At 53.0% G+C, this 23684-nt stretch carries 19 protein-coding genes and 1 pseudogene; 2 read left to right on the top strand and 18 right to left on the bottom strand.

Annotation, left to right across the window (positions count from 1 at the left end; translation table 11 throughout):
- Positions 1–162: 162 nt before the first annotated feature.
- The 7 genes and pseudogenes from cydC to HNEAP_RS06455 form a co-directional block, all read right to left on the bottom strand.
- Positions 163–1851 (bottom strand): thiol reductant ABC exporter subunit CydC, encoded by a 1689-nt coding sequence (cydC, locus tag HNEAP_RS06485; protein ID WP_012824162.1) that lies wholly within the window; start codon positions 1849–1851, stop codon positions 163–165.
- The gene (gene cydD, locus HNEAP_RS06480) at positions 1848–3620 is read right to left on the bottom strand and encodes a thiol reductant ABC exporter subunit CydD (protein WP_012824161.1); all 1773 of its coding nucleotides are present in this window, start codon (positions 3618–3620) and stop codon (positions 1848–1850) included. Before cydD ends, cydC begins: the two co-directional genes overlap by 4 nt.
- Positions 3621–4137: 517 nt before the next feature.
- On the bottom strand, positions 4138–4692 hold the full coding sequence (locus HNEAP_RS06475) for a PAS domain-containing protein (protein WP_012824160.1): 555 nt from the start codon (positions 4690–4692) through the stop codon (positions 4138–4140).
- 156 nt (positions 4693–4848) lie between these two features.
- Positions 4849–5910: a diguanylate cyclase gene (locus HNEAP_RS06470; RefSeq protein ID WP_012824159.1), complete on the bottom strand. Its 1062-nt coding sequence runs from the start codon at positions 5908–5910 to the stop codon at positions 4849–4851.
- A 56-nt stretch (positions 5911–5966) separates the two neighbouring features.
- Positions 5967–6374, bottom strand: a complete 408-nt coding sequence (locus tag HNEAP_RS06465; protein WP_012824158.1) for a PilZ domain-containing protein — start codon at positions 6372–6374, stop codon at positions 5967–5969.
- A gap of 397 nt (positions 6375–6771) precedes the next feature.
- Positions 6772–8091 (bottom strand): annotated as a pseudogene (locus tag HNEAP_RS12980) (EAL domain-containing protein).
- Positions 8092–8676: 585 nt separating this feature from the next.
- Positions 8677–10872 (bottom strand): response regulator, encoded by a 2196-nt coding sequence (locus tag HNEAP_RS06455; protein WP_012824156.1) that lies wholly within the window; start codon positions 10870–10872, stop codon positions 8677–8679.
- A 126-nt stretch (positions 10873–10998) separates the two neighbouring features.
- Here HNEAP_RS06455 and cysM point away from each other — a divergent pair, with 126 nt between their 5' ends.
- Positions 10999–11901 (top strand): cysteine synthase CysM, encoded by a 903-nt coding sequence (gene cysM, locus HNEAP_RS06450; RefSeq protein ID WP_012824155.1) that lies wholly within the window; start codon positions 10999–11001, stop codon positions 11899–11901.
- 15 nt (positions 11902–11916) lie between these two features.
- Here cysM and purN read toward each other — a convergent pair whose 3' ends face one another.
- Entirely contained in the window at positions 11917–12579 is a 663-nt protein-coding gene (purN, locus tag HNEAP_RS06445; protein WP_012824154.1) for a phosphoribosylglycinamide formyltransferase, read from the bottom strand.
- 13 nt (positions 12580–12592) lie between these two features.
- On the bottom strand, positions 12593–13648 hold the full coding sequence (purM, locus tag HNEAP_RS06440) for a phosphoribosylformylglycinamidine cyclo-ligase (RefSeq protein ID WP_012824153.1): 1056 nt from the start codon (positions 13646–13648) through the stop codon (positions 12593–12595).
- A gap of 160 nt (positions 13649–13808) precedes the next feature.
- Between purM and HNEAP_RS06435 the strand changes: the two genes are divergently transcribed.
- A complete protein-coding gene (locus tag HNEAP_RS06435) occupies positions 13809–14486 on the top strand; it encodes a prostaglandin E synthase 2 (protein ID WP_012824152.1) in 678 nt (225 codons plus the stop codon).
- Here HNEAP_RS06435 and HNEAP_RS06430 read toward each other — a convergent pair.
- From HNEAP_RS06430 to HNEAP_RS06390, 9 genes are all read right to left on the bottom strand, one after another.
- Positions 14455–15318, bottom strand: coding sequence for a symmetrical bis(5'-nucleosyl)-tetraphosphatase (locus HNEAP_RS06430; RefSeq protein WP_012824151.1), 864 nt, complete (start codon positions 15316–15318; stop codon positions 14455–14457). The genes HNEAP_RS06435 and HNEAP_RS06430 overlap by 32 nt on opposite strands.
- 20 nt (positions 15319–15338) lie before the next feature.
- Positions 15339–15953 (bottom strand): class I SAM-dependent methyltransferase, encoded by a 615-nt coding sequence (locus tag HNEAP_RS06425; RefSeq protein WP_012824150.1) that lies wholly within the window; start codon positions 15951–15953, stop codon positions 15339–15341.
- A gap of 5 nt (positions 15954–15958) precedes the next feature.
- A complete protein-coding gene (gene apaG / locus HNEAP_RS06420) occupies positions 15959–16387 on the bottom strand; it encodes a Co2+/Mg2+ efflux protein ApaG (RefSeq protein ID WP_012824149.1) in 429 nt (142 codons plus the stop codon).
- Positions 16388–17128 (bottom strand): 6-phosphogluconolactonase, encoded by a 741-nt coding sequence (gene pgl / locus HNEAP_RS06415; protein ID WP_012824148.1) that lies wholly within the window; start codon positions 17126–17128, stop codon positions 16388–16390. It lies immediately after the preceding gene.
- Between the two features lie 55 nt (positions 17129–17183).
- Entirely contained in the window at positions 17184–18041 is an 858-nt protein-coding gene (gene rsmA / locus HNEAP_RS06410; RefSeq protein ID WP_012824147.1) for a 16S rRNA (adenine(1518)-N(6)/adenine(1519)-N(6))-dimethyltransferase RsmA, read from the bottom strand.
- Positions 18041–19069: a 4-hydroxythreonine-4-phosphate dehydrogenase PdxA gene (pdxA, locus tag HNEAP_RS06405; RefSeq protein WP_041600387.1), complete on the bottom strand. Its 1029-nt coding sequence runs from the start codon at positions 19067–19069 to the stop codon at positions 18041–18043. Before pdxA ends, rsmA begins: the two co-directional genes overlap by 1 nt.
- A gap of 11 nt (positions 19070–19080) precedes the next feature.
- Positions 19081–20478: a peptidylprolyl isomerase gene (locus HNEAP_RS06400; RefSeq protein WP_012824145.1), complete on the bottom strand. Its 1398-nt coding sequence runs from the start codon at positions 20476–20478 to the stop codon at positions 19081–19083.
- A gap of 115 nt (positions 20479–20593) precedes the next feature.
- Positions 20594–22930: an LPS-assembly protein LptD gene (locus HNEAP_RS06395; RefSeq protein WP_012824144.1), complete on the bottom strand. Its 2337-nt coding sequence runs from the start codon at positions 22928–22930 to the stop codon at positions 20594–20596.
- A 17-nt stretch (positions 22931–22947) separates the two neighbouring features.
- Positions 22948–23601 (bottom strand): adenylate kinase, encoded by a 654-nt coding sequence (locus HNEAP_RS06390; protein ID WP_012824143.1) that lies wholly within the window; start codon positions 23599–23601, stop codon positions 22948–22950.
- Positions 23602–23684 lie beyond the last annotated feature (83 nt).

Raw genomic sequence — 23684 nt, 5'->3', positions numbered from 1 at the left:
TGATAGATTACTTTTTAAGTATTTGTAGAATTTATTAGGCGATTCATCTAAAAATTTAACCATATGGTTTTTAATGATAATTTCGGCCTTTATTGAAACTCTCATTAACTTGTTGTTGTGTATAGAACATCCATTAGGTTCTATTGACGGTCAGTGTTGAGATTAAATGATGCTTCCTGCATCCAGCACGATTGTCTGATCGGCGAGCGTAAGTAGTTGGGGGCGATGAGAAATAATTAACGCTGTCCGATCCTGCAGTAGCCAAGCCAATGCTTTCGTGACTGCCTGTTCTGTTTTGGCATCAAGGCCTTCTGTGGGTTCGTCAAGAATCACGATGGGCGCATCCTTCAATAAAGCTCGGGCGATGCTGATGCGTCTGATTTGACCGCCTGATAGTCGAGCGGCGGCTTCACCAACTACTGTGTTGAAACCTTCAGGCAAGGCGAGGATATCGTCGAGGATCGAAGCTGCTCGGCAAGCACTCACCAGGTCTTCCTGCGTGGCATTAGGTTTGGCGAGGTATAAATTTGCAGCCAAGGTCGTGTTGAACAGATGAACGTGCTGACTGACAACAGCACAGAGCGCTCGAACACTGTCGCCACTCAGATCACAAAGATTTGTCTCGCCAATGCTGATCTGACCGGAGTCGGGTGCCCAGAACTTGAGTATTAGCTGGGTCAAACTGGTTTTGCCGGAGCCACTGGCACCTCGGATGGCGAGTTTCTGTCCCTGTTTAAGGTGGAAGCTGACATCGTGCAGCGCGGGTTGTTTGTTTCCGGGGTAGGTGAGGCACACCTTGTCGAATCGTATGTCGAAGCGCTGTGGCGCGGCCGAAGGTTCGATTGGTTCGATCACCTCAGGTTCAGCATCGACCAGATCCAAAATCCGGCCAGCGGCGCTGCGTGTTTCCCCGAGGGCGCGAAAGGCAATGGGCAAGGCGGCGACTGCCTCAAAGCTGGCCATGCCGAAGAATGCCAGCATCACCAGTTCCGGTCCGTTAAGCATTCCGTTCTGAACAAGACCTATGGCTATGACAATCATGGTGAGCCAGGTCAGTTGGCTGAATAGACCTGTCAGGGCCGTACTGCCGGCATCGATGCGGTTTTGCTGTCTCTGGGGCACGACCAGCGCGCTGTTCTCCTTGTGAATGGTATCGATGCGTTGTTGCGGATCGCCGTAGAGTGTGATTTCGGCCAGACCGCGCACGGTTTCGCTGGTCCGTTGACGCAAGGCCGCACGCGCCTCGACAATCTGTTTACCACTGTTCATGCCCAGATGCAGCGCCAACCAAGGCAAAATCAAGCCGACGATCATCAGGCCAATAAGGTTTGTCAGTGCAATAGCAGGGCTCCACCACAACAAGAACAGAACCATCAGCACGGTGGAGAGCAGGGCGGCAAGCGTAGGGGTAACGATGCGCAAATACGCATTTTCGAGGCTATCGATGTCGGCACGAATTCGGCTCAGCAAATCCCCGCCCTGATAATACTGAAGGCGAGCCGGTGCCAATGGTTCCAAACGTTCGAAGAACCATTGACGCAAGCCGGCGAGGAGCCGGAATGTGGCCTCATGGGTGATCAATCGTTCGAGATATCTGCCCACGGTACGCAAAATTGCCAAACCGCGGATGGCCGCTGCCGGCGTGAAGTAATTGATGACTGCGCCAGTTAGTCCGCTGATTGCCATGGCGGTAATGAACCAGCCGGACACGGAGAGTAAAGCCACATTGGCGAGAATAACCGTGGTGGCAAGCAGAACACCAGCCATCATCCAGCCAAGATACGGGCGACTGATTTCATAAAGCCAGCGCCATTCACTATGCTTTGGTATTTGCTTTTGTTCGCGACTCATAGCCCGGCGCTCCGATATTGCCGGTAGCGTTCTGCATAGGCACCATTCGTCTGGATTAAAACATCGTGCGTCCCTTGCTCGATGATTTTCCCGCCGTCGAGTACCACGATCTGATCGCTTCGCTCGATCGTGGTCAATCGGTGCGCGATGGTCAGCATGGTTCTACCTGAGGATAGTCTGGCGATGGCATCCGTGATCAGGCGCTCACTTTCCGGGTCAAGGCTGGCAGAAGGTTCGTCCAGCAGCACAACGGGCACATCCTTGTAAAATGCGCGTGCCAAGGCAATGCGTTGTATTTCACCGCCCGAAAGCCCTTGGCCCCGATCCCCGACAATCGTCTGGAACCCGTTTGGCAGGCGGTTGATGAAGTCGAGTGCCTGTGCATTTTGCGCAGCCTGATGCAACGCATCATCGTGACCGCTCGAACGACGATTCAGCGCAATGTTATCTTCGATGGTGCCGTGAAACAGTGTTGGATTCTGCGGTAACCAGGCTACCTGTTTGTGCCAGCTAGGTGGCGAAATCTTAGAGAGCGGCATGCCGTTGATCAGGATTTTGCCATCAGTGGGTGTTAAAAAACCAAGCAGCAATTGACCCACTGTCGATTTTCCCGCGCCACTCGCGCCGATGAGTGCCGTGTGCGTGCCCGCTCGTAAATCGAGGTTAAGGCCACTTATGACTGCGTCCCGATTTGGGTAGGCAAAGTCGAGATGGGAAAAGGTAATCTGAGGCGCATGTTCCGGTTTCAGCTCAATTTCACCAGTCGGCTTGGTGGATGGCTGCGTATTCAAGAGTTCAATAATCGGCTCCACGGCGCCCAGTGCATCCATTCGCGCGTGAAATTGCGTTCCCATGCTGCGCAAGGGGAGATAGAACTCCGGCGCAAGCAAGAGCACGAAAATGCCGTTGAGATAATGGATGTCGCCGTACATCAATCGAAAGCCGACATAAACAGCCACCATGGCGATGCTGATGGCAGCCAGAAATTCAAGCACCATCGAAGAGAGAAAGGCGACGCGCAACACCTTCATGGTTTGCAGGCGGTAGTCTTCTGCGATCTGACCGATAAAACGGGCTTCACGCTGGGCGGCATTAAACAGCTTGAGTGTCGTCAGTCCCTCGATCATGTCGAAAAAGTGTGCCCCCATGCGAGACAAACTTTGCCACTGCGCCTGATTTAGTTTTTCGGTCTGACTGCCGATGATGATCATGAATACGGGAAGCAAAGGTGCCGTGATGGACAGAATCAGTCCGGATATCCAATCGAACGGGAAGACAAAAACCAGGATCGCCGCAGGAATAATAATGGCGAGCTGCATTTGTGGCAGATAAAGACTGAAATATTTATCCAGTGCTTCGACGCCATCCACTACCTCGGTTGCGCGTGCTCCCGAGCGTTGATCACGACTCCATGCCGGGCCGAGTGCATGGATGTGATCGAAGATACTGGCTCTGAGTTCGGTGCGCAGGCGGGCACCGGCTTCGAAGGTGAACCGCTGGCTACCGTAATTTACCCCGGCTCGCAGCAGAAAAAGTCCGATCATGCCTGCCAGATATCCCCAGACTGCAGTAATCGGTTGGTGGCCGATCGCAGTTGCATTTAGCACCTGAGCCAGCATCCAGCATTGGGCAATCAGTAAAAAACCATTCACACTGCCGAGCAGAACGGCTGTATTCAGGGGCCGTTTTACCGTTTTTGCCTGACTTCTTAGCCATCGATCCAGTTGGCGGATCTGTTCCTTGTCTTGCATCGCGGCAGGATTGGCCATGGGTTTGATGATTTCCGAGGCGTTGAGTGTTTTAGTCGAGCGCGAACATGTTTGGACTTAACCGCGTGTCTGCACCCCTTGGATTATAGGCTCATCGTTAAGCGCCTGCGGAAGGTTCATTGAAAATCTCTGCACGAGTTCAACCAGGGTTTCGTGCAGTTCCGCTCAAATCGGTGGGCTTGCAGCAGCTGGATGCAAAGCGGGCGAACGTTCGTGTTCACGTCTGGCCCGACCCCCGATTTTGAATGACTTACGGGCACCTCGAAATACCCCATGATTCGTCGTTCCCGCGAAAGCGGGAACCCAGAAAAATCAAGGCGCTGGATTCCCGCCTACGCGGGAATGACGGGTTTTTCGAGCTTCCCTTACTTCAATAAGCGGAAGGGCATTTATACCCTAAACTGAAAAAACTGCATTTGTGCAGACCATCTTTGAGCACGGATGCGGTTTGAGGATGGATTCTACGTGACGAACGATTCCCTCTACCGCCATCTTGGGCATGTTTTGTTCGAAGTAATTAGACGCGTTGAGATAACACAAGCTGGCTCAGATCGTTATAGCCTTTTCGTTGAACCAGTTTGCACAAGATATCGTGTGCCGGCTTGAAACGGCGTTCGTCATTGAAGCCACTGCCGTTTTCGGCGTCCCGCATCTTCGCGAAGAGTTCTTCCCACATGGGGACGAGCTCGGTGCGTGGGGTGAATCTGGCCGATGTGTAACCTACGGGAGCGCCATTCTCGATGACGGGCGCTACGCGTGTCATTACCCAGTAATGGTCGCCATTCTTGCAGCGATTTTTCACGATGCCGTAGAACTCTTCACCCATCCGGATTTTTTGCCACATCAAGTAGTAAACGGCGTCGGGCATGGCCGGATGGCGCAAAATATTATGGGGTTGGCCGATCAGCTCATCTACGGTAAAACCGGAGATGTCTGCTAAAGAGCGACTTGCGTGCGTGATGATGCCCTGAAGATCGGTCTTCGATTGCAGTGCGCGATGTGAACCAAGTTCTATGGCTTTATTGGTTACTTGTGTAACGTCGATGGACGGATTGAATCCCATGGATAACATTTAATGCGTACCTGTTGAAAAAGCAATTCATCCTTGAGCCTTATTCCTTGCCCATACGAATATTCGTATGGGGATCGGGAATAATGCGCCCAAATTGAATTCATTCAACCGAGTAGCATGGTCAGGATTCAGCTCAATGAGTGCTGTATCTGAGTATCAAAGCATTTCAGTTACGTCGCCCGTGGGTTTTTCAGAAGGCAAGCCCACCACGCGATCACGACCCTCTGCCTTGGCTTTGAGCAAGGCATCGTCCGCGCGGCGCAAGAGTGAATCGGGGGTGTCATCCGTATGAACGGCTGCCACTCCGAGGGAGATGGTGAGTCCGCCGAGATCACGCCCGCTTTCGGCCAGTCGGAGTCGCGATGAAGCAATTTTCTGTCTCAGATGTTGAGCAACGATAATCCCCCCATCGTATTGCGTATAGGGCAGAACGATCGCAAATTCCTCACCACCGAAGCGGATGACGCTGTCCTGACCCTTGATGTTGGCCATCAAGGTGCGTGCCACGAAGCGCAATATCTTGTCGCCAACCAGATGACCATACGAGTCATTGATGCGTTTGAAGTGGTCGATGTCTGCCAGAATCACGCAAAAAGGAGTCTTTTCCTGCAAGAACAGATTGATGCGTTGCAGCAGCAGTTCATTGAGACCGCGGCGATTTGCCAGACCGGTCAGCGGGTCGGTGCGTGCATCCCTTCTGGCTGCTTCGAGTTCTTCTTTCAGGCGGGTAATCTGCTCTCCGGCATCGTTCAATTGCGATGATGTTTCTTTAGACGTGCGCTCAAGTTGGCGTGAATCTTCGATCACCTCGGCAGTGAGCATCCGAATATCCTGTACCGAATCCGTCCTATCAATTTTGCGCACAAAGTCACCGAGGGATGACGCATAGTTCGAAAACTCATTGCCTGTGTTGAGCATTTGCATCATGACGTTTCGAATCACGCGCAGCAGTGCGCTTTGCGCTTTGCTCATTTCCTTGATCGCACCGTTCAAAACATGCGTGTCGAAGATTTCCTGAGCAGTATCAACGCTAAGTCCCTTATCGCTGTTGATGGCATCATCTATGTCTTTGTTAAGACTGGCATCTCGCTTGAGCGCACGCTCGTAGAACAGGGTGAAGAATATGGGGTTTGGGGGCAGATTTAATGCATTTAATTCAATAAGAACCAGACGGAGGATCTCTTGAGATTGTGCGTGATCGTGCGTGTAATCAAACATGGCTGCAAATTCCTTTTGACGGCATGGATGGGCATATACCTGAAGTCCTGAGGTATTTAGTCAGTATGGAATAGTTCAATAAGGTCACGATCAATAAGCTCTTCATTTGCAAGATTGGCAATCAGTATTTCACGTAACTGCGTTAGGTTGTCCAGATCTATAGTAGGCCAAGTCAACCCAATCATGCCAGATTGATTACGCAATATTTGAACGTCTAATTCTAACAGTGGAATGTCTTCTGGGTCTGCTAAAATTACTAGGTGTCCAGAAGAATTCTTTTGAAAGTCAAGTTTTGACGAATCATCGTTTTGACCGTGCTCTTGCTCAATCAGCGCACCTTTGAGGGAAATATCTTGGATTCGCACACGATATTTTTTGTTTTCGAGCTTAAGACTGCCCGGTAATGACAATTCCAGACGTGTGAATTTTCGCTGCTCTTTGGGTGATGTTGCTTCTTGAGACATACTTTATTTAGTCCTCGCTGTTTTATTTATTAAATTATCATGAACGCTTCTGAAACATTTTTTGTTTAATAACCTGATTGCCGTTTTCTAGTGATTGGAATTTTCAATTTTATTCTTTGCATAAACGACATTCGAAGCGTTATCTCCTTATATTCCTCTACCGAACTACATGCAATCATTTTAAGATATTTGTCTATTGAGGTTCGTGCTCCCATCTGGCCTCAGAATGAATCGGAGATGAGGTGCAAAGTGCGGCTTTGAGCTAAAGATCGTGATCTATTCGAGAAGTTGTTTGTTTATAAACATCTAGTTCCCGCAATCAGGTTTGAGTATGAACTGACCTCAGAAAGGCAGGCTTTAGATAGAAATTCATTTTTTAAGTTGATCTAATGGCCGATCAGATCGTGTGCCACTCTTTATAACTTTTTAGCAGGTGATTTTTCTGTAACAGTTCCGGTTTGCCCAAGTGGAAGCCTTGGCCCCAGTCCAACCCTATGTCTGCCAACATGTCTGCGGTGGCCTGATCGGTGATGAATTCTGCCACGGTAATCAGTCCAAGATCCTGGGCCATGTGCTGGATATGCTGGACGATGCGTCGAGCCTTGTCGTTGGTGGTGATGTGCCGAACCAACTCCCCTTCAACTTTCAGGAAACTGAACGGAAGGTCAAGCAGATAACGATAAGAAGAGTAGCCGCTACCAAAATCATCTAAAGCCAAGCGCAAGCCGAAATCAATCAACGGTTGCAGGGCCCGAAGAGCTTCCAGTGTGTCATCGACCAATTCGCGTTCCGTGATCTCAATCACCAACGGTTTGGTCTGGCGCGCGCTTGCCTAATCCGGGTGGGTGCAGGCGCAGGCGTTCATCGCCGTTACAATGGTTTCTTCGATCAGCTCTGGGTGGTGGAGAAAATCTCCGGAAATGTTGACAAAATGGGCACGTGGCGCACTAAAGTGGCTGGTAACGCAATAGTTGATCGTTTGCTTGATGATGCTTTGATCAATTCTATGCGCCAGTTGCAGTGAGGCGGCAGCCGTTATGAATTCGCCTGCCGCAATCACGTCTCCTTCTTTGGTTATCATTCTGGCAAGTGATTCGTCCGCAACGATCTGGCCTGTTTTCAAGTCGAATATGGGCTGAACCGCGACAACAATTCGCTCTTCGAGCAATGCTGTTTCCAAGGCGCCGCCCGTAATGTAAATGGATGGCTTTGTCAGTTGATGAGCATCTACAGCTCGATTTCGACCCGCGCGCTTGGCTTCGTAGACTGCGGCGTTGACTTCGGTCAGCGGGTCCTGATTGTCGACCTTTGATGTGCCAAACTGGGTATAACCGACGCTAAGACTTAGTTTCCCGCCCGGTAAATTGAGTGATTTGGCCAATGGAAGTTCGCGAGCAATAGTGTTGAACGACTCAGCTAATTGAGCGGTTTGGTCCATCAGACTTTTTGGCACCAACGCCATGAATTCATGGCCACTCCAGCGCGCGAGACATACAGATGCGTGTGTCTGCTGTCTCAGCGCGTGCCCCAAAGCATGAATAACATGATCTCCCGCTTCATAACCCAGGAAGTCATTGATGATTTTCAGGCGATCAATATCGATCAGAATGAGTGCGCCTACGCCTTCACGACGTCTTGCGCCGATGAGCTTAAGCATATGTCCCCGGTCCATCAACCCGGTAAGTGGGTCGATCGTCGTGGTCGAACCGTTTTGCATCAGGCTGAGTTCATAGCAGACCGAGTGATCACTCAGGGTGTGCGCACTCAATAGGGCGTCGACTCGAAGGAGATCATCAGATTTCAGACTGACATGGATTGGGGCCATGATAGCAAGCGCTTCGCGGCTCAGTGACGCTCCTTCCTTGGTCAAAAGTTTCCGAAGGATATCTTCAATGACCAGTTGCCCGGATAGGGGAAGACCAAGCATATGCCGCGCACATTCGTTGATGTAGCGCAGTGATTTGCTTGCATCCGTAACAAAAACCGGATGCTTTAGCGAAGCTAATATTTCTGCTGAATCCATATGCTTCAAGTTCCTGATGGCAACTAGTGTACTGTTTCGTTCTTGGAGGCACATTCAGCGGCTCGCCCGAAGGGAGTCCTCCGAATGCGCCATGACGGCGTTGCCGTGCTTGCCAAGGGTGTGGCCATTGCCTGCGCACGGCGCCTTGTCCTGACGCATTCGGACGGCTCTGAAAGTACCTCCAAGAGCAAAACAGTACACTGGCTCAGATCTACACTGAAGGATACCGCCAAAGATTACTTGCTTCTGCGCATATTTTTTATCAGTGGGCTTTCAAAATTAATGAGTAATCGTCAGGCAGCTCCGCTCGATGATTGTTGCATCGATGGCATCGATTAGCAATTTGGTAAGCAAAGCAATGCGTTCGGCATCCGATGGATCGCTCAGTAAATGATCTTCGAGTATACCTGCGTGCGTCTGGAGTGACTTGGCTTGACAGCAGGCGGCGGCACCACGAAGTTTGTGCGCCAGATGGCGAAGCATTGCTGGATTCTGGTCGGTCTGAATCAGGTTCTGGCGATAAATTGGCAGTTCGTCACAAAGGAGGGTGTCGAGCACCCGATCTCGCGGGTGAACCATGCAGGAAGTCGGTGGGTCCGGGTTAATAGGTTGCAGAAACTGGCTGATCGCGTTGATCAACTCACCCAGTGACACCGGCTTGGTCAGAACAATGTCGGCTCCGGCCTGGAGTAATGACTGATGCACCTCCGTTTGCACATTCGCGGTAATGGCTATGACTGGGGTGTGCCTGTGTCGATCCTGTTTTCGCAACATGCGTACGATTCCTGTGCCCAGAATGTCGGGAAGGTGCATGTCGGTTAGGACAAGATCAAGGTCAGCGTGTTGTGCTTGGTACAGGCCGCTTTTGCCATCAGATGCAGATAACGTCGTTACGCCAATCTTGGTCAACAGATTGACCAGATGACTTTGATAAATCTTGTCGTCGTCAATGACAAGCGCGGTTCTGCCGGCAAATGAAGGGAGGCTTTGCTCCGTCTGATTCGGCGGAGTTTCGGCCGTTATCGATTGTTTTTTCTTTGGGGTGGGCGTGATCTTGTCATTCTGCAGAATTCTTGGGAGTAGGGTTTGGAGTACGCGTTGTCTTATAAATATAGGTAGGCTGATTTGTGCCCAATCGAATTGGCCGATTGGACGTCCACGAAGGGACAATTGCGTACACAAGGCAATGATCCTGCTGTGCTGGCGCGCATGTTGGAACCAAAGTGGCATTTCTGTACTCAGCCGCTGCCAATTTTCACTGTCAATAAAAAGGCAATCAATTTCGCTGCGGCTAGGGTCCAGTATGATATCCGCGCCGAAGGCGGAAAGATGGCCACGCCACGCCTGAGCATGAGTGGCTGACTGCGTGATCACCGCACAGGATTTGCCGCGTAACCAGGGTTGCCATGGTTGGTGTGCGCCAAGTACGGGTGCCGTGAACTTCAATCGAAAACCCTGACGTCCTTCCCTTGTTTCACCGACAATCAATGTTGCATCCAGTTGTCTGCAGAATTGGTCGATGAGCCACACGGATAGCTCCGTGCCCATGAATAACGGATCTGTGTTTTTACAAAGACTGAGAGTCTGCGGTCTACTGAGCGCTTCGGCAAAGTGATCAAGCGGCCCCGAAGATTTGCCATCAATGACTAGATCGAATGTGAAGTTTGTTTCATTTTCTGCCGTGTTTGCAGCACTTGTTTCCAGGCCAAGTTCTTCGATGGTGTCGGACTCCAGCAACGTGACGCTGCAATCTTGTATGTCGGGTTGCTGAATCAAGATGACGAGCAAATTGTCGAGCAGTCGACGCAACAGACGAATATCTACTGCAACAAGGCCGGGTACATCCTGAAAACAGATGTATTGGATCAAGCCGACTCGATGTTGGGCGGAAATTTCCCACTCGGCTACAGCGTCCTCGATTTGTAGTCGAATATCGGCTTTTCGCGGTGTTGCTTTAAGGCGGTTGGTTGTGGCTTCGTAATAATCCAGAACATTTTCGATCGCAAGGCGAAGTTCAGCATTGGCGGCACGAATGACGGCTAACTCTGGGGTAAGACGTTCATTAATATTCGGATTTTCATTCGTCTCGGCCAGGGTATCCGTTGCGGCGCGTATATGACCCAGCGGTGTAACCCAGTGTTGGTTGACCTGCGCGATTTGCTGGGCGGGGATTTTTGGCCGGTCTCCAGGTGAACAGTCTGATGAAGAGCCATTTTCATTCGCATGATTCGTTCGGACGAAAAAACTTCGATTGGAGAATAATTGGACAAGAATGGTTATGCCAATCCATAGCCCGGTCCATCCCAGACTGAGGCCGATCATGCCAAGAACAGTCAGGGATTCTAAGTGCGGGTTCGTGGAATGCTGAGGAACATAGAGCAGCCAAGGGCTCAGCAGCAACCCCAGTAACATGGGCCAGATATGCGAAAGAGAGTAGAAGTTTCGCCGGGGCAGGGGCGTTGTGCTTGGCTTCATTTTTTTCCGTGCGTTAATCAGAATAACCGAGTATGCGACAATCCATCAGGTGGCATGGCCTCGTTTCTATCTGGATGATGAAGATAGTGTACGTACTTATACTTATTTTGATGAAGATTCGGACAAATGAAAACGTATAACCTAGAAGAATTGATCGGCAACACGCCTTTGGTGCGAATAGAACATTTGTCTGAGCAGCTCGCTGCCCGTGGAAACAGACTGCTGGGCAAGCTTGAGGGAAATAATCCCGGTGGTTCCGTAAAGGATCGTGCCGCTTTGGGGATGGTAAAGCAGGCAATGGCGCGCGGCGAGCTTAAAACGGGTGACCGCCTGATCGAGGCCACATCAGGCAACACGGGTATTGCGCTGGCGATGGTCGCAGCGGCCCTTGGCCTGAATATGACATTGATCATGCCGGATAATATGTCTCTTGAGCGACGCCAATCCATGGCCGCTTATGGAGCCGAGCTCATACTTGTGCCGAAAGCCGAGGGCATGGAGCGGGCACGAGATCTGGCTCAGGAAATGGCAGCAAGAGGAGAAGGAATCGTTCTGGATCAGTTCAGTAATGCGGATAATCCAGCCGCTCATTTCGCCACGACAGGTCCTGAAATCTGGCGGGATACGGCAGGAAAGATTACCCATTTCGTTTCCGCAATGGGCACGACAGGGACGATCATGGGTACGGCGCGTTATTTGAAACAACAAAATCCGGCTATTCAGATCGTGGGTGTGCAACCTGCGGACGGTGCTCAGATTCCCGGCATACGTCGCTGGCCAGCTGCATATTTACCGAAAATCTTCGACCCCCGTCTGGTTGATCGTGTCATTGATATTGACCAGGGCACTGCAGAAGAAACAACCCGACGATTGGCTCGAGAAGAAGGTATTTTGGCTGGCATATCATCGGGCGGCGCGATGGCAGCGGCCTTGCAGGTGGCCGCGGAACAGGAAAATGCGGTCATCGTTTCGATTATCTGCGACCGAGGTGATCGCTATCTTTCCACAGGCGTTTTCCCGAGTGGTTGAACATGCACAGCCCGGTCAAAGCCGAATAATATCGGGCGAGTTGCTCTCTCGTCCGTCAGTCCAGTACGCCTTTTGCTGGCGGTAGCAGACGTTCCCTTTAATGAGTTGATCGAGGGCGTGGGGATAAATCACATGTTCCAGTTGATGAATTCGTGCTTTCAAGGTGTCCACCGAGTCATCCGGCAGAACGTCTAGAATACCTTGAACGATGGGTGGCCCCGCATCAACCGTTGGGGTGACGAAATGCACCGTTGCGCCATGTTCTTGATCACCTGCCGCCAGTGCACGCGCATGCGTATCCAGGCCGGGGTATTTCGGCAGCAAGGATGGGTGAATATTGATTAACCTGCCTAAAAAACGTTCTACAAAACCCGGCGTGAGTATGCGCATAAACCCGGCCAGAACGACGAAATCTGGATTGCATTGGTCAATGTGATCGGCCAGTGCGGCATCGAAGCCGGGCCGGTCGGCAAAAGTCTTGTGATTCAGCACTTCGGTTGGAATCTGGGCTTGCTGAGCTCGAATCAAGCCATGCGCATCGGCGCGATTACTGATGACTTGAACCACTGTCGCATTCAGAATATGCCCGCGGCAGGCATCCATGATTGCCTGCAAATTGGATCCGCTGCCCGAGATCAACACGCATAGGCGTGCCTTAGGACTGGCGTTATCGGTCATGTCTTGGAAAGGCTCAGCGATAGACGACGGGTGCTTGATCGCCACGCGTCAACATCTCTCCCAGAATCCAGGGGGTTTCGCCTTGGGCCTTCAAGGCGCTCAGTGTTTTTTCGACGTCTTCGGCCGCAACGACGACGACCATGCCGACACCATTGTTGAATGTTCGGCGCATTTCAGCGGGTTCGACACGACCGTGTTCTGCCAACCAGTCGAAAATTTCGGGGCGTGTGTAGCTGTCGAGTTTGATAGCGGCTGTCAGGTTCTCACCGTACACACGCGGCAAGTTGTCCGTGAGGCCGCCCCCGGTGATGTGGCTCAGCGCATGAATTTCAACCGCTTGACGGAGTGCGAGGACGCTCTTGGTGTAAATGCGTGTGGGAGCGAGCAGGTGCTCCACCAGTGCGCGACCATCAGCCATCTGGGCATTCATGTCCGGTTTGGCGCGCTCGATAATTTTTCGGATCAGCGAGTAGCCATTTGAGTGCGGGCCAGAAGAGGCCAGACCGATCAATACGTCTCCCGCCTTGACTTTGCTGCCGTCGATCATTTCGCTGCGTTCGACCACGCCTACGGCAAATCCGGCCAGATCATAATCGCCGGCGTGATACATGCTCGGCATTTCTGCCGTTTCACCACCGATCAGCGCACAGCCGGATAGTTCGCATCCCGCCGCAATCCCATTGACGACGCGTGCGGCAATCGGAACATCCAGTTTGCTGGTGGCGTAGTAATCGAGGAAGAACAGAGGCTCTGCACCCGTGACGACAATGTCGTTCACGCACATGGCCACCAGATCAATGCCGATGTGATCGTGGCGATCAAGATCGATTGCCAGTCGAAGCTTGGTGCCGACCCCATCGGTGCCGGAAACCAGAACGGGGTCCTTGTATTTATTCCCCAGCGCAAACAAGCCGCCAAATCCGCCCAGACCACCAATCACCTCGGGGCGTGTGGTCCGTTTTACAGCGGGTTTGATTCGTTCGACCAGCGCTTCGCCGGCATCGATGTCGACGCCTGCATCGCGGTAGGTGAGTGGGGTATGATCGTCTTGTGTGCTATCGGTCGTCATGGTGGCGCTTTATCACATAAAAAATTTGTCGCACAGTTTACAACAGAGCAGGGGGGCGACGGAGGGAAATCTGGTGGGAATGTCCGCCAAGGGATTTTTTTACCATCGTGGGACTCCCACCCTGTGACTATTCCACCTGATTATTTATCGGAGTTTTTTCATGCTGACTTTGTATCAATTCGAATCCTGCCCTTTCTGCTGGAAAGTCAAATCGTTACTGCACTTTTCGAAAATTCCATACACGATTGTCGAAGTCAATCCCATGAACTCCAAAGAACTTGAGCCATTGGGTTTGAAGAAAGTGCCGGTACTGGTTGATGTTGAGCAGGTTGTGTCGGAGTCTTCCGTAGTGATGGATTACATCAACGAACACTACGCGCATCTGGCCAATGATGACACGGTTCCAGAGTGGCGCGAATGGGTGGACAACACCCTGGTGCATTATATTCCGCCGATCATCTACAAAGATTTCGGCACGGCGTGGCAAACCTTCGGTCAGGTTTTGAAACCATCTGGCTTCGGCGTGATGAAACGCACGATGATCCGGCTTGCAGGTTCTTTGGCAATGTCTAAGTCATCGCAGAAAAAGGCGCGTGAACGCGGCATTAGCGACGCACCCACGGGTTTGACCGAAGCGGTGGCGCATTGGGTTAATGACGGTTTGGCGGGGCGGACATTCCACGGTGGTGAAACCCCAGATCTGGCTGATCTCAGTGTGTTCGGCGTTTTCCGTTCTACGGATGGTCTTGCGGCGGTTTCATTGGCCAAGGCGTCCAGTCCGACATTCGCAAAGTGGTACGAACAACTCAAGTCGATGACTGCTTCGACGGCGTTGTGACGTTCAGCTGCCGGTAACAGGGGCAGGAAACTTGAATGACGGTGGCCGGACGGGTATCAAGATGGAGTGCGGTCAACTCGCGCCCCCAGAGACAACCCTGATCAATGCACCATGTTTTCTTTCGGTCGCGTGCATCGCCCAGTGCCGACCAGTGCCCAAATACAATTCGCTCATTGCGGCTGGCGCGACGCGGATAGTCGAACCAGGGTAGCAACTTGTCGCCAACTTCTTCGACCGGGCGCTTTTCCTTGAGATCGAGCTGACCATCCTGAGTGACATAGCGCATCCGGGTCAGGGCGTTGATTGTGTAGCGTATTTTCAGCGTTTTGCTCAGCTTTTCATGCCATAGCGCTGGGTTTTCTCCGAACATGGCCGTGAAAAAGGGCAGAGGGTCTGATTGCCTCAGGGCCTTCTGCGCCATTTTGGCCTGCGCCAAGGCCGTATCCAGATCCCATTCAGGTGGAATGCCTGCATGAACAAGCGTCCAGCCAAGTTGGGTGTCGTGATGAATCAGGGGACGGTTGCGCAACCAGTCGATGAGTTCATCCCGATCCGGTGCATTGAGGATGGTGTCCAGCGTATCGCCCGGTTTGGGTGAGCGATCGGTAAAGGCACAGGCGAGCAGAAACAGATCGTGATTGCCGAGCACCGTAAAGGCTGAGTCACCTAGGTCTCGAACAAAGCGGAGTGCTTCGAGCGATTGCGGACCACGATTGACCAGATCCCCTACAAACCAGAGTTTATCTACTGCCGGATCGAAGGCAATTTTATCCAACAGGGATTTAAGTGGGTCGAGGCATCCTTGGAGGTCGCCAATTGCATAGGTGGCCATGCTTGTTCCTTCAATCAATTCTAAGCGTTTTTAATAAGTGTGATGCCTCGAAACCAACCGCGGGCCAGCAGCGATTCGTCGCGAGTGAGCCTCAGTTCGGGATGTGCAGCCAATAGTGGTTCGAGCTCGACATCCGTTCGGGTGGCCAGCATGCCAAGCAATGGGCTGATCAGCCGCCGGAGTGGTGCTTTTTGATGATGATGCAGGAATTTGTCGAAAATAACGATTCTTCCACCCGGTTTGAGTATCCGACTGGCTTCGGCCAAGGCCCGCTCCGGTTTAGGGACGACGGCCAGAATCAGATGCAGCAACACAACATCGAACTGTTGCGACTTAAGTGGCGTGTTCATGGCATCGGCTTCGATAAGCCGCACTGGAAATGAACTAGCGTCACCACGGGCTTGTGCGCGTTTGAGCATCGCCCGGGTGATATCCAGTCCTACGCAGTATTCGGGCCGGGTTCGCTCGTTGAATAAATCAAGGTCTAAACCACTGCCAATGCCGATTATGGCGAGCGCTTTGCCTTCCATTGCGCCCAGTTCTTCAAGATTGCGCGACCGTGCAGCACGGGTGGCTTGCTTGAGCATCAAATCGTAGATTGGGGCCCATAGGCGGTAGGTTTGGCGTAGGCTCATAATATTCAGTGAATAGGGCGGAATTGATCGGGGGCCAAAAGATGGAACAGGGGGATCGGAGCCCGGAATCTTTCTCCGTTTTCAGTCACGAAACCGTAATCGCCCCACATGCGCCCGGCGGGTGTTTCGATGATAGCCCCGGATTGATATTGATAGGATTCGCCAGGTGCCAGAACCGGCTGCTCACCGACGACGCCTTCTCCCCGTACTTCCTGGATGCAGCCGTTGCCCATGTCGATCTGCCAGTGTCGATCCATGAGCTGGACGGTATGTAATCCCCGGTTTGCGATGTGAATTTCGTACCCGAAGGCAAAGCGATTCAATTTGGAGTCGGAATGCTCCGGTACGAATGTCGTTTTAACTTGAATTTCGATGGATGCATCATTGGCATCGTTTTCTCGCGGATGATCTGAGATTTGGTCCATGAATATCATTCAAATGCCTTCAATACAGGCTTGGTCAACAAACCAGTCTGTCTGTCGTTTACGTATCAGTCGGGCGACGGGTAGCTCGGAGTCGGGTTGTTGGACTGCAAAAAAGGCATCCTGCTTATCTGTCCCCGCAACCAGAAAACACACGGCACGCGCCTGTTCAAACACAGGATAGGTGAGGGTGATCCGTTGTGTCGCCAGTTTTTCTACAGGATTCGCAACGACCCAGTGTTCGTTTTCCAACAACGCAGGCGTGTTTGGAAAAAGTGAGGCAAAGTGACCGTCCGCGCCCATCCCATTGAGCGCGAGATCGAGCACAGGCGGTGTTCTACCGGATGATTGACCGCTTAAGCTATCGAGAATTTTTTCGTACCGCGCTGCCTCTTCGACGATATCGAGCATCGGCTCGCTGATCATCGGGAAGATTTGGGCTGGATTGATACGCAGCGTATCGAATAGGTGGGTTTTAGCCATGCCGTAATTGCTATCGGGATGAGACCGGGGTACTGGGCGCTCATCACCAAAATAAAATTGCACGCGAGACCAATCCACCTGTAACGCTTGAGCAGAACTGGCGAGCCATGCATACAGTGCCTTCGGGGTATTGCCGCCGGCCAGAGCCATGCGTGCAATACCCCGTTGCGCGATGGCAAGGTTGAGCTTTTGCTGAACATAGTGTCCGCACTGTGCAACCAGTTCGTCGATGGTCGCCGATACGCTGGGAATGATTAGGGCGTTGTTCACGGTGCACCACCAGGTTTTGAGTTCAGTCCGTGCATAGGGCCTAAAAGTGATCGGTTTATTTCCCCGGGTTGGGTGAGTCCGATGCCTGTTCCTTTACGAGACGGGCCAGTGTAATGAACTCATCAAGACTGACTTGTTCCGCCCGGGTGCCGGGGTCAATCCCCGCTAGAACGATTGTTGACGTGGGCAGGCGATGTTTCAAGTTATTTTGCAGCGTTTTTCGCCGATGAGCAAAAGCGAGGCTGACCAACTCCCCGAACAATGCTTTCAGGTCATCCGGAACGAGGGGGTGCGTTCTTGGCACAAGTCGGACGATCGCGGAATCGACCTTTGGCGGCGGATTGAACGCTGTGGGCGGGACGACGAAAAGTGATTCGACTTCGGCCACCGCCTGCACCATGAGCGAAAGACGACCATAGTCCCGGTTGCCGGGGTGGGCGGCTAAACGATCGACCACTTCCTTTTGCAGCATGAAGGTCATGTCGATAATGTGTTTCGACTGTTCAAGTAAGTGAAAAATCAATGGCGTGGCAATGTTGTACGGCAAGTTACCCGCAATGCGTAGCGGGCCTTCGCAAGCGAGTGGCTCGAGATTGAGGGTAAGTGCGTCTTGTTCCAGAACGGTGAGCTTGCTCTGTGATGATTGATCATGGGCGGTTTTTTGCTTGCTACAGCGGGCTAAAAGTTTCGGGATGATGTCTCGATCGAGCTCAACCACGGTAAGGTGGGTCAGCGGCTGGATCAACTGACAGGTCAGGGCGCCGAGTCCCGGTCCGATTTCAACCAGGCGATCATCAGCCTTGGGTGCAATGGCAGAAACGATGCGCGCGATAACAGCTTCATCGGTCAGAAAGTTCTGGCCGAAGCGCTTGCGGGCGCGGTGTCCATCCAAAATGCCGGAGGTATCGCTCATCAGGCCGATAATCCTGCCCGCGACAGGGCACAAAGTATCGCAGCACGCAGCGAGCCGCCCTCGGCCTTGCCGGAACCAGCGATATTCAGCGCCGTGCCATGATCAACCGAGGTGCGGATGATCGGCAAGCCCAGAGTGATGTTTACCGCCTCGCCAAATCCGGCAAATTTCAACACGGGCAACCCTTGATCGTGATACATGGCCAGAATGGCATCGGCGTGGTTGAGGTGTTGTGGTGTAAACAGGGTGTCGGCCGGGAGTGGCCCGATGGCGTTGATGCCGGATTCGCGGGCCTGTTCTAGCGCAGGGCCAATAACGTCGATTTCTTCGCGTCCAAGATGACCGGATTCGCCTGCGTGCGGATTCAAGCCGCAGACGAGGATGCGTGGCCTCGGTTTGCCCAACCAAGAGCACAGGTCACGGTTGAGAATATCGAGTACCTCGGTGATGAGCTGTTGGCTGATCGCGCCGGGCACGTCCGCAAGCGGAAGATGCGTTGTTGCCAGCGCGACCCTGAGCGGATGTGCGGTGTCGTTGAGCGCGGTCAGCATCATCACCGGATGACCGCCCACGCGATCGGCGAGGTATTCGGTATGACCGGAGAAGGCAATGCCCGCATCGTTGATGACGCCCTTGTGCACCGGAGCGGTCACCATGCCGATAAATTCGCCGGCAGTGCAACCATCCGCGGCCCGATCAAGCAATGCCAGAACATGCATCGCGTTACGGGGGGCGAGACGTCCGGCTTGCACCGGTTGACTGGTTGGCAGATTAAGAAAGCGGATCGTGCCTGCCTCGCTCGGCGCCTCGGCGTCGTGATCCGGCCAGTCGTAGGTCAATCCGAGCAATTTGGCGCGTTCGTCGAACACACCGCGATCACCCAGGATAACCAGTTCGACAGGGAGCTTGGCGAGAAAATCGGCTCCATCGGACTCCCGTGCACCAAGCACCAACAATAGATCGGGGCCGATGCCTGCCGGTTCGCCACTGGTGATCGCCAGTCGCGGCACAGACACTCCTGCGGCCATCGACCCGGGTGTCATTCCGTTTCTGAGTCGTTGATGGTGCCGGTAAGACGATTGTCGATGTAGGCTTCGGCACGCAGACGGCGAATGTAATTGACCAGATCTTCATCCGCACGACGCTGGCCGATTGCCTGGCGGGCCTGCGCTCTGAGTTTATCTGTGGGCACCTGTACCTCGCGTGTTTTCAACACCTCAAGGAAATGAAAACCGAACTGCGTTTGGAATACCGGGCTGATTTTGCCGACAGGCGTCTGTTCGAGCATGGTGGCAAATTCGGGCACCATGTCGGACGGGTTGACCCAGCCCAACAGGCCGCCTTGCTGCGCTGAACCTTTGTCGTCGGAGTATTTGCTGGCAATTTCGGCGAATGTTGCTTTACCACTGATAATTTCCTGGCGAAGTTTTTCCGCTTGGGCCTTGGCTGCCGTGGCATCGCGCTTGCCATTGACCTGAATCAGGACATGTTCGGCTTCATATTCCGTAAGTTGTGTGTTTCCAGCGGTGCGCTTGCGTTCGCCTAGCAGCTTGAGGATATGGAAGCCATTGGGGCTGCGAATCAGACCACTGATTTCACCTGTTTTGAGACTTTTGACCGTGTCCGTAAACAAGCCGGGAATCCGCGACATATCACGCCAGCCCAAATCGCCGCCTTTGGTCGCATCGGGGGCGTCGGACCGTTCTGCCGAAACCTTGGCGAAATCCTGACCTGCCTTGAGTGCAGCCATAACGTCATCCGCTCGTTTTTTGGCATTTTCCACCTGTGATGGCGTGGCATTTTCAGGCACGCTGATCAGAATCTGGGCAAGATGGTATTCCGTCGTGTCGGTATCCGCGCCCATGTATTGCTTGAGATACTCGTCGATATCCCGGTCGGTAATGTCCACGCGTTCATAGACTTCACGTCGCTTGAGTTCGTCGATGATGATCTGTTTGCGAATGTTATCGCGGTAGGCGTTCCAGTCTTCGCCTTGACGCGTGACTGCCTGCTGTAATTGATCGAGGCTCATGCCGTTGCGCTGTGCAATTCCATCGAGTGCGCTGTCCAGTCGCTGTTCGTCCACCGTAATGCCGATTTGTTTGGCCCGTTGCAGTTCGACTTCTTCGGTGATCATGCGATCAAGAACGCGCTCTTCGAGTTGTTTGAAATCAGAAGGGCTCAGTGCCTGGATATTGATCTGGCTGGATACTTGTTGGATGCGGTCATTCAACTGCCGCTGCGTGATGACGCTCTGGTTCACCACGGCCACGATTCGATCGAACATCTGTTCACCAGCGGCAGGCGTGAGGTCTGCTGCAATGGTGGGTGTGCTGAACACGACGCCAAAAGAGAGCCCGGCAGCCAGAGCCAGCCAGGCGGGCGTTAGACGAGCAAAAATATGGAGCAGAAAAGACGAACGTGGCGATGTGGTCATAAAAATTCCGGTGTTCCTGAATCTAGAATGGTGTGTGGATGATCAATGCTTGGCCCGCAATGCGGCGGCAAGGCCGGTAATCGAGAAGCAGTGATGATGCCTGGCTTTGATAAGTTTATTGATCATAACCGAGAATTTCCTGCTGGAACCTGTTCTTCTGACCAAAACTGCCGAGCCCTTTGAGTTCGACCTCAAACAAGATCGCATTGGAATATTTTGGCGTAGCCGTTGTGCCGAAGGTATCCGGATTGACAACATATCGTTTCAAAGCGACCCGAGCGGCCCAGCAGCAGGAATCGTAACCCACGCCGAGCAGCGATTGCACCACCTTGTTCTGGTTGAAATCGTAACCCAGGCGCCCAAGAACCTGCCAGTGGAGGCTGGTCTGCCAGGCAAACGAAACATCGCCCTGTCGGTAGGCCTGCGTGGTGTCCTGCGGCTTAGTGAAATAACTGACGTTGGCCACGCTGCCTTGGTCGGCACGGTACCCCAAGCGAGTTTGCGTGCGTCCGATGTGGCCGCTGTCACTGTCGTATTCGGCTGTAAACGAGCCGTTCCAGTGCTTGTTAATGTCGGAATAAGCTTCGGCCACCACGGTAGAGCCGCCTTTATCGACGGTCGGAATGACGCGGCTTTCCCTGAAATTGTACCGCTGCGCAATCCGCAAGCTCAATGGCTCGGTGCCCTGCACCGTATCGATAAGCGACCAGCTCACGCCGTATGTCAGAGCATTGGCATCACTGATGCGATCACCGCCACTGAACCGATTGGCGGTAAATAATTGGCTGTAGCTCAAGTTGGTCAGGCCGGTGTCGAACAAGGGGATGTTCGTCTGGTCGCGATAGGGCACATTCAGATAATAGAGTCTGGGTTCGAGTTGTGCGCGATAGCGGCCCGTCTCACCGTAACTTCGCTCAAAAAACAGTTTGGAATCCAGACTGGTGATCGGTACGACACGTGTGGGGTGTTCTTGCGGATCGCTCGCCAGATACAGAGGATCGCTCAAGCCGCGCGTCAACTGATAGGTCGTGGCATCAAGTGTCAGTTTCGGTGTGATTTCATACCAACTGTCGCGGAACTCATGGTACAGCGATGGCGCGACATGCAACCGTTGGCCGGTGGTGGCACTGGAATAAGGATTTGAGAACCGCGTGGCATCAGCAACCAGCGATAGATCGGCCAAGCCCAAATCAAAATTTCTGCTGGCCGTGATTCTGGGCATGATCCGGTAGGGATAGGCCGACTGGGGAATCAACGGGTTCACGGTCTGATATTGCAGTGCCATCAGACCAAGCGACCAACCACCCGTTGTGGCATTCAGATTGAACTGAGTCGGCAGATAATCGGTGGTGGCCTGATTGAGATTGGTTGAGAAATCACGGAAAAACTGCTGATCGGATACTCGATTGACGTTCAGGGCGTAGGAGAGATTCGGCGTGACCTGTGCTCGATCTTTGAGTGTCAACGCCCATCGCTTTTCACCATAAACCCGGTCGTGCGGAAGCCAGAACAGGTTGACCTGATCGTAACCTGCACCCGTTTGGCCGAAGCGGTGGAGGTAACGGAATTCCGTATCCAGCCCCAGCCCGCGGCGCGTGAATATATGGGGTGAAATCGTCGCGTCCATGTTCGGCGCGATATTCCAGTAATACGGTTGTACGTATTCAAAACCACCTGAGGTGCTGCTGCCAAAGGTTGGGTAGAGCAGGCCGCTTTGACGACGATTATCGATCGGGAAGTCGAAGTACGGGAAATAGAAGACCGGGACGCCGCCCGCGTGCAGAACGGCGTCATAGGCTTGACCACGGCCAGACGCGCGGTCAAGGTCGATTTGTTTTGCCGAAATATCCCAGGCCCGCGTCGCTTCCGGGCAGGTGGAGTAGTCGGCCGTGAACAGCTGGTAGGTTGATTCGCTGTGCTGCTCGACCCGGCTTGCGCTGCCCGATGCTCGGCGGCTGTTGAGCCAGTAACGCGTGTCGTTCAATTCGCCCTGATGCAACTGCGGTTCGATCCAGCCATGATCGGCATTGAGGGTGAAATCCGGCGTTTCGTACCAGAGATGGCCTGTGCCCGTGATGCGTTCCACCGGCTTTTTTTGATATGTGAGTTGGTTGCCGGTGATGCGGTCGGCTGGCCGCACAATGCGCGCATCACCCTTGAGTTGAATCGTACCGTTCTGTTCGAACTGAGCATGATCTGCGGTTGCCTTGGTGGGCGTGCCAAGCGGTTGAGTCCGGAGCGGGGGACGATCCGGGCCGAATGGCGGACATAAACGACATGATTCGTTATTGGTATCCTGATTGGTTTCTTGGCCCCCGCTGCCGATGCCCTCAGCTCGTGCACCCGTAGAGAAAATTCCTGAGGCAAGGATGCAAGAAACAGCCAACGAAAGGGCTAGCCGTCTTGGATTCGTGCGCCGCACAGTGCGGGCGCGAGATATGATTGGGTGCATCCTGAACCTTGATCCTGCTATGTGGCCATGCGCGCCAGAACGTCGTGGAATCCTTCGGTAATGTCGTCAATGGGTTGCGTGCCATCGATTCGAGCCAGTTTGTTCTGTTTCTCGTAGAACGCAATCAGCGGAGCGGTTTGTTCTTCGAAGACCTTGAGGCGCTTCTCAACGGTTGCTTCGTTATCGTCCGAACGCTGTATCAACTCACCACCGCACACATCACAGATGCCTGGCTGAGCACTTGGGTGTGTGTAAATGTTGAACACCGCACCACATTGCTTGCATGTTTGCCGACCCGTAAGGCGTTGCATTAAGTCTTCAAAGGGAACATCCAGCACAATCGCGGCTTGCAGCGGTTGGTTGACTTCACCGAGCAATACGTCCAGCGCTTGGGCTTGTGCGATGTTTCGTGGAAATCCATCGAGAATATAACCGCGCTTGGTATCGGCTTGGTCGAGTCGCTCCTTGATCATGGCCAGAACAATATCGTCACTGACCAACTGCCCCGCATCCATGGCTGCCTTCGCGGTTAGCCCCAATGCTGTTCCGGCGCTGACGGCCGCACGAAGCAAATCCCCGGTTGAAATTTGCACCACGCCGTAGTGGTCGACCAGTTTTTTGGCCTGTGTGCCTTTGCCGGAGCCCGGCGCCCCAAGTAGAACGATGCGCATGAACTAATATTCCCAGAAAACATCAAAAAGTGATGACACGTCGGCGGAACCGGCGCGACCAAAATAAAGTCCGTATAATACGC

It is taken from the genome of Halothiobacillus neapolitanus c2 (assembly GCF_000024765.1).
GTDB lineage: Bacteria > Pseudomonadota > Gammaproteobacteria > Halothiobacillales > Halothiobacillaceae > Halothiobacillus > Halothiobacillus neapolitanus.
Note: the sequence above shows the minus strand (reverse complement) of the source record. Positions and strands in the feature narration are given on the sequence as shown.

Excerpts from the sequence above, each read along its gene's own strand:
- cysM (WP_012824155.1), top strand. The coding sequence starts at position 10,999 with ATGAAAACGTATAACCTAGAAGAATTGATCGGCAACACGCCTTTGGTG.
- HNEAP_RS06400 (WP_012824145.1), bottom strand. The coding sequence starts at position 20,478 with ATGACCACATCGCCACGTTCGTCTTTTCTGCTCCATATTTTTGCTCGT.
- rsmA (WP_012824147.1), bottom strand. The coding sequence starts at position 18,041 with ATGAGCGATACCTCCGGCATTTTGGATGGACACCGCGCCCGCAAGCGC.
- HNEAP_RS06425 (WP_012824150.1), bottom strand. The coding sequence starts at position 15,953 with ATGAGCCTACGCCAAACCTACCGCCTATGGGCCCCAATCTACGATTTG.
- HNEAP_RS06390 (WP_012824143.1), bottom strand. The coding sequence starts at position 23,601 with ATGCGCATCGTTCTACTTGGGGCGCCGGGCTCCGGCAAAGGCACACAG.
- HNEAP_RS06470 (WP_012824159.1), bottom strand. The coding sequence starts at position 5,910 with ATGTTTGATTACACGCACGATCACGCACAATCTCAAGAGATCCTCCGT.
- HNEAP_RS06435 (WP_012824152.1), top strand. The coding sequence starts at position 13,809 with ATGCTGACTTTGTATCAATTCGAATCCTGCCCTTTCTGCTGGAAAGTC.
- HNEAP_RS06430 (WP_012824151.1), bottom strand. The coding sequence starts at position 15,318 with ATGGCCACCTATGCAATTGGCGACCTCCAAGGATGCCTCGACCCACTT.
- HNEAP_RS06465 (WP_012824158.1), bottom strand. The coding sequence starts at position 6,374 with ATGTCTCAAGAAGCAACATCACCCAAAGAGCAGCGAAAATTCACACGT.
- apaG (WP_012824149.1), bottom strand. The coding sequence starts at position 16,387 with ATGATATTCATGGACCAAATCTCAGATCATCCGCGAGAAAACGATGCC.
- HNEAP_RS06395 (WP_012824144.1), bottom strand. The coding sequence starts at position 22,930 with ATGCACCCAATCATATCTCGCGCCCGCACTGTGCGGCGCACGAATCCA.
- cydD (WP_012824161.1), bottom strand. The coding sequence starts at position 3,620 with ATGGCCAATCCTGCCGCGATGCAAGACAAGGAACAGATCCGCCAACTG.
- HNEAP_RS06475 (WP_012824160.1), bottom strand. The coding sequence starts at position 4,692 with ATGTTATCCATGGGATTCAATCCGTCCATCGACGTTACACAAGTAACC.
- HNEAP_RS06455 (WP_012824156.1), bottom strand. The coding sequence starts at position 10,872 with ATGAAGCCAAGCACAACGCCCCTGCCCCGGCGAAACTTCTACTCTCTT.
- purN (WP_012824154.1), bottom strand. The coding sequence starts at position 12,579 with ATGACCGATAACGCCAGTCCTAAGGCACGCCTATGCGTGTTGATCTCG.
- purM (WP_012824153.1), bottom strand. The coding sequence starts at position 13,648 with ATGACGACCGATAGCACACAAGACGATCATACCCCACTCACCTACCGC.
- cydC (WP_012824162.1), bottom strand. The coding sequence starts at position 1,851 with ATGAGTCGCGAACAAAAGCAAATACCAAAGCATAGTGAATGGCGCTGG.
- pdxA (WP_041600387.1), bottom strand. The coding sequence starts at position 19,069 with ATGGCCGCAGGAGTGTCTGTGCCGCGACTGGCGATCACCAGTGGCGAA.